Here is an 8,976-nt window from a genome sequence, read left to right as displayed (position 1 = left end):
CCACAAATATACAGGACGAAGCAAGCGCTAACTCTGACTATTATCTGCAACAGTTGCAACAGAGCAGTGATGATAACAAGGCTGACTGGCAATTACTCGCCATTCGTGCCCTGCTACGTGAAGGGAAGCTCCCTCAAGGGGCAGAACAGCTCGGCACTCTGCCCGCTAATCTGAGTGACGCGCAACGTCAGGAGCAGCGATTACTGACCGCCGAGCTACTGGTAGCTCAGAAAAATAATCCTGCGGCTGCTGATATTCTGGGCAAGTTGGATGCAACGCAGCTCTCAGCTAACCAACAGGTTCGCTTCTATCAGGCACAAATTGCCGCCAATCAGGGTAAAGCCACATTGCCGCTGATACGTGCCTTTATTGCTCAAGAACCCTTGCTAAAAGACAAAGCACATCAAGATAATATTGATGGCACCTGGCAAGCGCTGGCGCAGCTCACACCACAAGAATTGAATAATATTGTCATTAATGCAGACGAAAACGTGCTGCAAGGCTGGCTGGATTTACTGCATGTGTATCAGGATAATAAGCAAGCTCCTGATCTGCTGAAAGCCGGTATTAAAGATTGGCAAAACCGTTATCCACAAAATCCGGCGGCGAAAAATCTGCCTACGGCATTAACGCAGATCAGTAACTTCAGCCAAGCATCCACGGCGAAAATTGCCTTATTGCTGCCATTAAGTGGCTCGGCACAAGTCTTTGCCGATGCCATCCAACAAGGTTTTACTGCCGCACAGAATGGCTTGCCAGTAAACGCCCCTGCGCCGGTAGCGCCAGAGGCAACGGCCACGACACCTACTGATGCCACTGCAACACCGGTGACTGATATTGCCACACCAGCGCCAGTGGCAACCCCTGTTGCCACCAGTAATGCGCAGGTTAAAGTTTACGACACCACCACTCAGCCGATTGCCGCTTTGCTAGCACAAGCCCAGCAAGACGGTGCAACACTGGTGGTTGGGCCGTTACTGAAACCCGAAGTTGAACAACTGAGCGCCACACCCAGTACACTGAACATTCTGGCGCTGAATCAGCCGGAAGTCAGTACCAATAGCCCGAATATCTGTTACTTCGCCCTGTCTCCAGAAGATGAAGCCCGCGATGCGGCGCATCATTTGTGGAGCCAGGCAAAGAGAATGCCACTGTTGCTGACCCCGCGTGGTGCCTTTGGTGATCGCGTCGCTAAAGCTTTCGCAGAAGAGTGGCAGAAACAAGGCGGGCAGACAGTATTGCAGCAAAACTTCGGCTCAACTGCTGAGTTGAAACAAGCCATCAACAGTGGTGCGGGTATCCGCCTGACGGGTCAACCGGTGAGTGTTTCAAGCGCACCTGCCGCAGCACCTGCATCGGTCACCATTGCGGGCCTGACCATCCCTGCACCGCCGGTCGATGCACCTGTAGTTTCAACATCTGCCGGCGGTAACATTGATGCGGTATACATCATTGCAACACCTGCTGAGTTGACACTGATTAAGCCGATGATTGATATGGCGACCAGCACGCGCAGCAAACCAGCGCTGTTTGCCAGCTCACGCAGCTATCAGGCTGGCGCTGGCCCGGATTATCGTTTGGAAATGGAAGGCATTCAGTTCAGTGATATCCCATTGATGGCTGGGGCGAACCCGGCACTGATGCAACAAGCTGCGGCCAAATTTGCCAACGATTATTCACTGGTACGTTTGTATGCCATGGGTATTGATGCGTGGACATTATCGAATCATTTTGCTGAAATGCGCCAAATTCCTGGTTTCCAGGTGAGCGGAACTACCGGTGATTTAACCGCATCAGCCGATTGTGTTATCACCCGTAAATTGCCTTGGCTGCAATACCGTCAAGGCATGGTAGTACCGGCGGCGTAAAGTGATTCGGGTGAGTGAACGCAGCTAACAACCCTGCAACTTCAATGATAAAGAGTATTCCCAAAGTCATTGGAGTTTGCAGGTAGGCAGCAAGTGAGTGAGCCCCGATGAGCTTACTTATTTTAATGCCAACGGCCAGTAAGTGATTCGGGTGACAAATCGGTCAGGAACCGATTTGAACGCTGCTTGCAGCGGCCTCGCAGAGGCGAGGCCCATGGACGGGCCGAGTAACGAACGTAGCTAACAACCCTGCAACTTCAAGGACGAAGGGAATTATGAGCCAAAGGAAAACAGGCACACACTACGAAAACCAGGCTCGCCACTACCTGGAACGAGCAGGTTTAGTGTTTAAGGCGGCAAATGTCACCTATCAAAGTGGTGAGATTGACCTTATCATGCGCGATGGCGCTACTTGGGTATTTGTTGAAGTACGCTTTCGTCGCAATGCGCTATTCGGTGGTGCTGCTGCCAGTGTCACTTACAGCAAGCAGCAACGGCTACTCCGGGCCGCTACCATTTGGCTGGCGCAGCGAAACGCCTGTTTTGCCACTACACCGTGCCGTTTTGATGTTTTTGCCATCACTGGTAGCGAGCTAGAATGGCTGCCAAACGCCTTCAATGCGGATTGATGATTCCTCTCCGGTTTTGTACCGGAATTTTAAATATTAAGTGAGTTAAATCAACGTGCTGGATAGAATCAAAGGTTGCTTTACAGAAAGTATTCAAACCCAGATTGCCGCGGCTGAGGCACTGCCTGACGCCATATCCCGTGCAGCAATGACGTTGGTTCAGTCACTGCTCAACGGCAATAAAATTCTCTGCTGCGGTAATGGGACTTCTGCGGCTAACGCGCAACACTTTGCAGCCAGCATGATAAACCGTTTTGAAACAGAACGACCAAGCTTGCCTGCAATAGCATTGAATGCTGATAATGTTGTTCTGACAGCCATCGCCAATGACCGTTTGCATGATGAAGTTTATGCCAAACAGGTGCGCGCGCTCGGTCATGCCGGTGATGTTTTGCTCGCAATTTCCACTCGTGGCAATAGCCGTGATATTGTGAAAGCGGTCGAAGCCGCAGTCACCCGTGATATGACCATTGTTGCGTTGACCGGTTATGATGGTGGTGAGCTGGCGGGGTTGTTAGGTCAGCAGGATGTTGAAATCCGCATACCTTCGCACCGTAGCGCCCGGGTTCAAGAATTACACATGCTGACAGTGAATTGCTTGTGTGACTTAATTGATAACACTCTATTTCCCCATCAGGACGATTAAAGGAGCACGAATGAAGGTTGGTTATATTTTTGCCATGCTATTCAGCGCCCTGCTATTACAAGGTTGTGTCGGTGCTGTCGTAGTTGGCAGTGCGGCCGTTGCAACTAAATCTGCCACAGACCCTCGTTCTGTCGGCACTCAGGTAGATGATGGCACACTTGAAGCCAGAGTCGTCAACGCGCTGAGCAAAGATCAGCAGATAAAGAGCCAAACACGTTTTGTCGTGACCGCTTATCAAGGGAAAGTTTTGCTGACCGGGCAATCGCCAACTGCTGAGCTGTCTAACCGCGCCAAGCAAATTGCGGCCGGTGTTGATGGTGCCACAGAAGTGTATAACGAAATGCGCTTGGGTAAACCGGTCGATCTGGCCACTGCATCAATGGATACCTGGATTACCACCAAGGTCCGGTCACAGTTACTGACCGCAGATTCGGTTAAATCCTCCAATGTAAAAGTGACCACAGAGAATGGCGAAGTGTTCCTTTTGGGTCTGGTGACTCAGCAAGAAGGGCAATCAGCCGCTCAGATAGCCAGCCAGGTCAGTGGCGTCAAGCATGTGACCACTGCATTTACTATTGTAAAATAATCAATTAGTTAGAAAGAACAATCCTATTATGGGCCGGGAGAAATCCAGGCCCATTTTTAGCTATTCAAAAAATCAAACCATTATCCAAAACATCAAACCATTAATCTAAATCATTGTCCTGTATGAATTCTTTCCCACCCAATTGCCGCATTTGACGCAAAATCCACTGCTGGCGGGAAATAACATAACCTGTTGGCGCATTCACCTTAAAACGCAGTGGGTTGGGCAGAACGGCGGCTAATAGAGCGGCTTCTGATGCACTCAATTTACTGGCCGGTTTATTGAAGAAATGGCGAGCAGCCGCTTCTACGCCAAAAATACCGTCACCAAACTCCGCGATATTCAAATAAACCGTCAAGATACGCCGTTTGGTCCACACCAGCTCAATACCCGCAGTCAATCCGACTTCCAGCCCTTTGCGCACCCAGCTACGGCCATCCCACAGGAACAGGTTTTTGGCCGTTTGTTGCGATAAAGTCGAAGCGCCACGGATACGGTTTTGATTGCGCTGATTATGGGCTAAGGCTGACTCTATAGCGCCGACATCAAAGCCCCAATGCTCTGGGAATTTTTGATCTTCCGCAGCCATCACCGCCAGCGCCATGTAAGGTGAAATCTCATCCATCGGCACCCAGTCAGAGTGTGCAACATACGAGAAATCGCCGGTCAGCCAGGCCCCTAGCTGCCTTTCAATCATGACCATGGAAAACGGAACCGGCAGGAAAGCAAAAATCAAAATACCGGCCAACCACAAGGCAACAATGCTAATGACACCCCGTTTTCCCCAATACCAAAGCCAATTTAATCCGCGGCTGGCTGAAATCATTTGGCTAAATCCAGCACCTTCACCACCAGCTTATCAATTCCTTTTGCTGCTTCAGCAATCGATTTTGCCAACATATAGGCAGGTGTTGTCACCACTTTATTATCTGTATCGACCACTACGTCATCAGCAGGGCAAATAACATGCTCGCCCCCCATAGTTTCAATCGCCCTAATGGTATTGGGATCGTTACCAATTGTCAGACGAACAGGCTTACCCAATAGCTTTGGTAGCATAACGGGAGAAATACACATAAACCCAATTGGTTTGTTCTCCTTATGCATTGATTGAGTTAGCTTAACTAAATCCGGATCGATAACACATTCAGAACTCTTAATAGCAAAATCGCTGAGGTTCTTTGCCGCACCAAAGCCACCAGGAACAATAAGGGCATCCAACTCCTCTGGATTCGCGGAGGAAAGTGGTTTAATCAGACCACGGGCAATGCGCGCGGACTCCACTAAAACATTCCGCTGCTCGGTGGATTCTTCACCGGTAAGGTGATTAATAACATGGAGTTGAGGCTTATCTGGTGCGAAGAATGCAACACGAGCTCCAGCGCGATCCAGCGCCAATATAGTTAAGACAGACTCATGTATCTCTGCGCCATCGGAAACGCCACATCCGCTCAGCACGACACCGACTGTTTTCATCACACCTCTCCTTTTCTCACTCTGTCAATTGCTTAACTCGTTCTAGTGACAAAGACGTATCTCTATCACATATTTTAATGAATCTTGTAACAAGAGCGCTTACATTTGCTATGTTATTGCTTGTATGATGTATGGAAGAATCCTTACAACCTGCGAATCCACTCGAAATCGAAATAATACGCAGGTTAACGATTTCCCTGGTGTTGGCGCAGTATTCGCGCACCCCGGCCTCGGTCGGGGTTATTTTTTTTCAGCTTCAGCAGCCCACTCACGTAAAACCTGAACATCATTGCGCCATTCTGATTTTAATTCATCGACCCAATCTTGCACATTGTCCCACCATGCGGGCAGTGTTGGGGTTTGAATTTGCTGAGCAAGCTGCTGGATGTGGCGCAAGCCAACGGAGCCAGCCGCCCCTTTAATTTTATGCGCTTCTTCCGTAATACCCTTTTGATCCCGCGCCGTCATGTTTGAATCCAACACCGCCAAATAGCTCGGCATCATTTGTTCAAACATTTCCAAACTTTGATGAATTAATTGCGGGCCAACCAAATCGATGTATTGTTCCAGCATGGCAGTATCAAGTAACGATTCATGGGTTTGCATCACAATATGTTCCTGTTTTTTAGTGGCAGAAGAAGGCTTATGATCCCAGAATTGCTTAATCATGGCCGTGAGCGCAGGAACGGATAACGGCTTACTCAGCACATCATCCATCCCGGCATCTAAATATTCTTTTTTATCTTTCAGCACATTAGCAGTCAAGGCCACCAATGGCGGCAAGGATTGCTGTCCATAATCAGCCCTAATTTGGCGGGCGATATCCAACCCACTCATATCGGGCAATTGAATATCCAGCAGCACTAAATCAAAATCATCGGGTTTGAACATCGCCAGGGCATCATGGCCATTCATCGCCACCTCGACACTGTTGCCCAGTTTCTCCAACACAGAGCGCGCGACAATGACATTCAGCTCGATATCTTCCACCAGCAAGATGTGAAGAGCCGGGAGCGGGGTATCGTCGCCTAATGGCGCACTAGACGCAGCCAGCACGGCAGGAGCTTTAATGGTCAGGGTAAAGCATGAACCGGCCCCTTGGGTGCTTTTGACGGTGATGTCGCCCCCCATGCTTTGGGCCAGACGTTTAGATACCGCCAACCCAATGCCCGTGCCGGTTGCCGGGCGGCCGCCATGACTGTCTTTCACCTGATAATACATGGCGAAAATCTTGTCCTGCTCGTCTTCAGGTATCCCCATACCTGAATCTTCCACTTCGAAAATCAAGCGGTCATTGCTCTCACGCCGAACCCGCACCACAATTTCACCTTGCTGGGTAAACTTCACGGCATTGCCAATTAAGTTCCACAAAATCTGGCGCAAGCGGGTGCCATCGGTAATCACTTTCTCCGGCAAGGGTAACTGCGGTTCCATAATGAACTTCAGCCCTTTCGGTTGCACCAACAAGCCAGAAAGGTTCTCCAAATCAGCCATAAACCCAGTAAAATCAATCGGCTGATTATCAAGCTGAACTTTACGTCGCTCCAACTTATCCATCTCAATAATATCGTTGAAGATATTCCCGAGAGTAATAGCACTGACGTGAATGGTTTTCAGGTATTTTAGTTGTTCACTGTCTAATTCGGTGTCTAACAGGATACGGCTTAGGCCCACAATGCCATTAAGCGGCGTCCGCAGCTCATGGCTGATGGTTGAGATGAAAGTCGTCTTATCCCTGCTGGCATTCTCCAACGCGTCCTGGTAGCGCTTACGCTCAGTTATATCGCGCCCAAATCCCATCAGCCCATGTCGTTTACCGACTCGGTCATAAAATGGCACTTTTCGCAATTCAAAACAGGCTTTACGGCCGTCGGGATACACCAACCACTGCTCATAGGTCAGAGAAACGTTGTGACGGAAAACTTTCTCATCGGTTTCCATGACTTTTTCGGCAATATCCGGTGCATAGACATCTTTGGGGGTCAAGCCGACCAACTGTTTCTCACTTTTGCCAGTCAGCAGCTCCATCGCCCGGTTACAGCCAGAGAACTCATTGTCTTCGTTACGGTAATAAACCAAATCCGGTGAAGCATCCAAAAAAGAGCGTAATAAGGCCGACTGCTGCCCTAATTCAACCTGCGCCTGCTCACGGTGGCCCATCTCTTCTTTCAGTTTGTCGACCACTTGCAGGTGAGCTTTCTCCGCTTTTTCGCGTTCGACAATTTCCTGATTGAGTTGAGCAATGTTTTCCGTCAGTTGCTTATTCAGCTCTAAATCGCGATAACGCATTACTTCAAGCTTATCAACCAACCGGGATAAGCGCTGGCGCGACTCTTCCAGTTGCTCAACCACCACCGACAGGAAATACACTGCCCACGGGGTTATCAGCAAACCAAAGAAAATGGAACGCACCAGATCGAGGGTTTCCACCGAGCCACTCAAGACGAATGTCACCGCCATCTGAACCACCATGGCCAGCAACACCAGCACAGATGCCAGTAGCAATGAGAAGCGAACCAGCCCTAACTTAACCATTAAATCAACGTAGTACTGGGCTAATACCCTGATTTGCTTCATAGCAACCCCTGTCTGTGTTTCTGGATATCCCTTGGAATCTATACCCAAAGTCATTGGAGTCGCAGGTAGGCAGCCAGCAAGCGAATCCCGATGAGCTTACACAAGTAAGTGATTCGGGTAAGTGCGCACAGCTAACAACCCTGCGACTTCAAGTACGAAGGGTATAAATCATACCGCAAAACTGGGCGGAGATAAGATGGCTTGCTGAGAAGTGTGGAAAAAATTGCAAATCACAATGAGAGATTGAGAAACAACGCGCAGTAGCCGATCACAGCGCAGAGGCTTGCCCGCCATGAGCCAGCATATAATTATTCAACTCATTCATGCCAGTCCACCTATTCGCGCACCACAATGGCGCAAGCAGCGTCGGCCTGCGGGCGCTGGCAGAAATCCGATGATAAACAATGTCGGCGGGGGTATGGCGGATCATTTCACCGGCTGTGAGCACATAATCTTCCAGTGCCAGTTCGGGCAAACGCCCCGCCCGCCATGCTTTGGCCATAATACTGCCCTCCACAATATGCAGCGGGTGCAGTTTTATCCCATCAACGCCGGTTGCCACCACTTTCGCCAAGGTTTCCATCGCCTGCGCCTGCGCCTGCGCCTCACCGGGCAGACCGACAATCAAATGGCAGCACACTTTCAACCCTCTGGCACGGGCACGGCGGGCAGTTTGCTGGTAGCAAGCAAAATCATGGCCACGGTTAATACGTTTGAGTGTTTTATCATTAGCAGTCTGTAACCCCAGCTCTAGCCAAACTTCATAACCTTGCTGGTGATAGCCACTTAATAAATCCAACACCGCGTCCGGCACACAATCAGGCCGGGTTCCCACACACAAGCCGACAATGTCAGCTTCAGCCAAAGCTTGCTCATACATCGCCGCCAGCGCATTGACCTCTGCATAAGTACTGGTATAGGCCTGGAAGTAGGCCAGGTAGCGTTTTGCCCGATTGGCTTTTTTAGCCTGTTCCGCCAATTGCTGCGCAATGCCCTGTTGCTGCATTTGCTCATCAGCAAATGAGGCCACATTACAAAAAGTGCAGCCGCCACGGCCCAGGGTTCCATCACGATTAGGACAGCTAAACCCGCCGTGTAGCGTGAGTTTATGAATTTTTTCACCATAGCGGCGCTGTAAATCCGCACCAAACATATTGACTAATTGCTGCAACTGCATAATCTTGGCACTGCCTG

The 8,976-nt window shown here is 49.8% G+C and carries 8 protein-coding genes; 4 read left to right on the top strand and 4 right to left on the bottom strand.

The window, feature by feature from the left end:
- The 4 genes from ACNSO8_RS01900 to dolP all read left to right on the top strand — a co-directional run.
- Positions 1–1,868 (top strand): penicillin-binding protein activator (locus ACNSO8_RS01900; protein WP_418393650.1); only part of this gene is annotated, 1,868 nt, incomplete at its 5' end.
- A 275-nt stretch (positions 1,869–2,143) separates the two neighbouring features.
- A complete protein-coding gene (locus tag ACNSO8_RS01895; protein WP_418393649.1) occupies positions 2,144–2,497 on the top strand; it encodes a YraN family protein in 354 nt (117 codons plus the stop codon).
- Positions 2,498–2,552: 55 nt separating this feature from the next.
- Positions 2,553–3,143: a DnaA initiator-associating protein DiaA gene (gene diaA, locus ACNSO8_RS01890; RefSeq protein ID WP_004710884.1), complete on the top strand. Its 591-nt coding sequence runs from the start codon at positions 2,553–2,555 to the stop codon at positions 3,141–3,143.
- Positions 3,144–3,153: 10 nt separating this feature from the next.
- Positions 3,154–3,729, top strand: coding sequence for a division/outer membrane stress-associated lipid-binding lipoprotein (dolP, locus tag ACNSO8_RS01885; protein ID WP_050110982.1), 576 nt, complete (start codon positions 3,154–3,156; stop codon positions 3,727–3,729).
- A gap of 100 nt (positions 3,730–3,829) precedes the next feature.
- Here the strand turns inward: dolP and mtgA are convergent, their stop codons facing one another.
- From mtgA to ACNSO8_RS01865, 4 genes are all read right to left on the bottom strand, one after another.
- The gene (mtgA, locus tag ACNSO8_RS01880; RefSeq protein ID WP_418393648.1) at positions 3,830–4,555 is read right to left on the bottom strand and encodes a monofunctional biosynthetic peptidoglycan transglycosylase; all 726 of its coding nucleotides are present in this window, start codon (positions 4,553–4,555) and stop codon (positions 3,830–3,832) included.
- A complete protein-coding gene (gene elbB / locus ACNSO8_RS01875; RefSeq protein WP_418393647.1) occupies positions 4,552–5,205 on the bottom strand; it encodes an isoprenoid biosynthesis glyoxalase ElbB in 654 nt (217 codons plus the stop codon). Before elbB ends, mtgA begins: the two co-directional genes overlap by 4 nt.
- Positions 5,206–5,445: 240 nt before the next feature.
- Entirely contained in the window at positions 5,446–7,782 is a 2,337-nt protein-coding gene (gene arcB / locus ACNSO8_RS01870; protein WP_418393646.1) for an aerobic respiration two-component sensor histidine kinase ArcB, read from the bottom strand.
- Between the two features lie 268 nt (positions 7,783–8,050).
- Positions 8,051–8,959 carry a TIGR01212 family radical SAM protein gene (locus tag ACNSO8_RS01865; RefSeq protein WP_418393651.1) on the bottom strand — a complete coding sequence of 303 codons (909 nt, stop codon included), beginning with the start codon at positions 8,957–8,959 and terminating at the stop codon, positions 8,051–8,053.
- Between the last annotated feature and the right edge of the window lie 17 nt (positions 8,960–8,976).

The sequence above is a fragment of the Yersinia sp. LJYL362 genome (genome assembly GCF_048323875.1).
This window is presented reverse-complemented; position numbering and strand designations above follow the sequence as displayed.

Excerpts from the sequence above, each read along its gene's own strand:
- dolP (WP_050110982.1), top strand. The coding sequence starts at position 3,154 with ATGAAGGTTGGTTATATTTTTGCCATGCTATTCAGCGCCCTGCTATTA.
- elbB (WP_418393647.1), bottom strand. The coding sequence starts at position 5,205 with ATGAAAACAGTCGGTGTCGTGCTGAGCGGATGTGGCGTTTCCGATGGC.
- ACNSO8_RS01865 (WP_418393651.1), bottom strand. The coding sequence starts at position 8,959 with ATGCAGTTGCAGCAATTAGTCAATATGTTTGGTGCGGATTTACAGCGC.
- arcB (WP_418393646.1), bottom strand. The coding sequence starts at position 7,782 with ATGAAGCAAATCAGGGTATTAGCCCAGTACTACGTTGATTTAATGGTT.
- ACNSO8_RS01895 (WP_418393649.1), top strand. The coding sequence starts at position 2,144 with ATGAGCCAAAGGAAAACAGGCACACACTACGAAAACCAGGCTCGCCAC.
- mtgA (WP_418393648.1), bottom strand. The coding sequence starts at position 4,555 with ATGATTTCAGCCAGCCGCGGATTAAATTGGCTTTGGTATTGGGGAAAA.